3 protein-coding genes are annotated in these 2,859 nt (G+C 40.5%); 1 reads left to right on the forward strand and 2 read right to left on the reverse strand.

Annotated features, from left to right (window positions below; all coding sequences use genetic code 11):
- On the reverse strand, window positions 1-135 hold a 135-nt coding region (locus CWB66_RS17225; RefSeq protein ID WP_138586327.1), incomplete at its 3' end, for a LysR family transcriptional regulator.
- Window positions 136-256: 121 nt separating this feature from the next.
- On the opposite strand from CWB66_RS17225, the gene CWB66_RS17230 reads away from it, so the two are divergent.
- On the forward strand, window positions 257-1,339 hold the full coding sequence (locus CWB66_RS17230) for a YeiH family protein (protein ID WP_138586328.1): 1,083 nt from the start codon (window positions 257-259) through the stop codon (window positions 1,337-1,339).
- Between the two features lie 29 nt (window positions 1,340-1,368).
- On the opposite strand, the gene CWB66_RS17235 is transcribed toward CWB66_RS17230, so the two are convergent.
- Window positions 1,369-2,679 carry a DASH family cryptochrome gene (locus CWB66_RS17235; RefSeq protein WP_138586329.1) on the reverse strand — a complete coding sequence of 437 codons (1,311 nt, stop codon included), beginning with the start codon at window positions 2,677-2,679 and terminating at the stop codon, window positions 1,369-1,371.
- Window positions 2,680-2,859 lie beyond the last annotated feature (180 nt).

The raw sequence follows: 2,859 nt of genomic DNA on the forward strand, positions 1-2,859 counted from the left end.
TATGTTTAGCTGATACTCAAGCTCTTTTAAAGCCTTTGATACCGCCGGTTGACTTATAAACAGCGCTTCAGCTGCGGCCGAAAAGCTACCTAGTTTAGCAACCGTATGAAACACCCGAAGTGCATGTAGGTTCATTGTGCCTCTCAAATTACATAACTTTAAGTTATCAAATCATGATTTTAATGTATTAGAGTTATATTTTGCGCTTTATTATAATGAAGTCAATTAATAACAATGACTTTATGAAGGGATGATTATGCTTAGTAAAATTAAAAAGATAGCACAGCATTTTAGTGTTAATACTAAGCAATACAACGATTCGCGTTGGTGGTTAGGAATGCTGCTTGTTATTGTTTTAGCGGGGGCTGCTGTTGCCCTTAGTAAATTGCAGGTAATGCAAAGCGCTCAGTTTAGCTCCTTAACTATTGGTATTGTGCTTGGCATTATTGTAGGTAACAGTGTTTTTTCGCGCATTGCGACTCATACCGATGTGGGTGTTAATTACGCTAAAAGTACTTTACTCAAAGCGGGTATTATTTTATTTGGCTTTAGGATCACATTTTTACAAGTAGCGGGAGTTGGTTTAACTGGGTTGATAACCGATATTACAGTACTTAGCGGTACGTTTATGTTAGCACTTAGCTTAGGTAAATACGTATTTAAACTTGATGAACACACGACAATATTAATTGGCGCAGGTAGCTCTATTTGTGGCGCTGCCGCTGTAATGGCAACCGAGCCTGTAATAAAAGCGCAGGCGCACAAAGTATCAGTAGCTGTGGCAACGGTTGTAGTGTTTGGCACACTGAGTATGTTCGCGTATCCGTTATTGTTTGAATATATGGGCATGACGGAGCACGCGTATGGTATTTTTGTCGGTTCAACGATTCATGAAGTGGCGCAAGTCGTGGCGGCGGGCAGTGCTGTAAGCGAAAATGCTACCGATACGGCGGTGATTGAAAAAATGTTAAGAGTAATGATGCTAGCCCCATTTTTGTTGTGCTTATCGTATTGGCAAAATAAAAAAAATTCAAAAGTAGGTAGCATTGCAAACAGCAAGGGTAATAAATCAGGCATCACTATCCCTTGGTTTGCAGTGTTATTTATTGCGACAAGTGGTGTGCATTCACTCTCTATACTTCCTCAAGCTACTACAAGTGCGATTGTTTGGCTTGATAATATATTGCTCACGATTGCAATGGTGGCTTTGGGTTTACGCACACATATTGGGGCTATTCGCCAAGCGGGGATTAAGCCATTGTTACTGGCGCTGTGTTTATTTTTGTTTTTAACGTTAGGTGGTTACGCTATTAATATAGGCATTGCTGAGCTGTTTTAAACGTTACTTGGTAAAAGTTGATTAGCGGCTTAAATTGGCCAATCAACTTCGTTTACGTTATCGAGCTGTGTGCTGGTATTTTTATTACCTTGCCATTTATTAGTGTAAACAGCGTGCGGGTCAAACTGTAACGTTTGTTTTTCAATATTAAAGTGCCTACCACCACGCGGATCTACACCCACGCCCGCTACGTATTGCCAGTTGCCCCAATTAGCAGCTACGTCGTAATCAATCAATTGCTGTTCAAAATAGGCCGCGCCATAGCGCCAATCAAGGCTAAGTTCGTTAACTAAACAACTTGCTGCAATTTGCCTAGCTCGGTTTGATATATACCCTGTGGCATTAAGTTCATTCATAATAGCGTTCACCAAGGGGTAGGGGGTTGCGCCATTGCACCACGCAGCAAAGCGATTTGGTATAAACGTAGTCAGGGGTTTAGTGTGTTTTTGGCCTTTAAAACTAAATAGGCTGCTACCTACGTTAAGTGCATGCCATTTAAAATACTCACGCCATAACAGCTCAAACTTAATCCAGTAAGTAGACTCGTTTGCTATGTGGCTTTGCTCGTACTGTTCAACTGCATTATAAACTTGTCGTGCACTTATGCAGCCAAAGGCAAGCCATGCACTAAATTTTGTGGTGTTATTAAAGCCATCAAGCTCGTTTCGAGTTGTTTTATAAGTACTTGGCAGTAAACCTGAAAAGTAGTGCTTTAAATGTATTTGCGCACTTTTAAGCCCGCCATGCATTAAATGCTCAAGATTATTGTGCAGTTCAATTGGCTTTGCAGCACATAAAGTAATGGGTTTTGGTAATAAAGCTTTAGGCAACGCTGAAAGCGTGATGGGAGTATTTACCGCCTCTACCTTTTTTCTAAATGGGGTAAAGTTTTTAGGCAGTTCGTTTAAATCAAAAGGGAGGTCGCTTTGTTTAAATAAAGTGTCTTGTTGAGTCGTTTTAAATATCAGATGCGGGCAATGTGCTTTTAGTCGCGCGAGTTGGCGTTGCTCATATATTCCAACGTGCTCTGCGCATACAACCCCGTCAATATGTTGATCCGCAATTCGCTGCTTTAACACTGTAACAGGCTCGCCCTCAAGTACATGCAGAGTTTGGCCGCGTTCAATAAGCGCTTGTTGCAGCTCGTACAAACTTTGCATTAAAAACTGCTGTTTGTGTATACCATATGGCTTTTGTCGGTAGTTATTATTTCTAAACCAGTGCGGGTTTATTACAAATACAATATCTAGTGCGCATTGCTGCAAAGCAAGGTCACTAAAAATAGGGTTGTCGTCTATGCGTAAATCATTTTGTAGCCAATATAAAATACGTTTGCTCATGTTTGCGGATCTTCCTAATAATTATTACAGATCGTTACGTATTTTAAACAAACAGCGATTACATTTTAGTAAACTTATATGCTGCATAAAAAAGGCTCTAGGGCCTGTTGACCTTTCAGGATTAAAATTTGTTCAATCTAGGGGCGATTTAATCGCGGCGTGAGGTTTGTAACCTAGTGG

It is taken from the genome of Pseudoalteromonas sp. S558 (genome assembly GCF_005886635.1).
GTDB classification, from domain to species: Bacteria; Pseudomonadota; Gammaproteobacteria; order Enterobacterales; family Alteromonadaceae; genus Pseudoalteromonas; species Pseudoalteromonas aliena.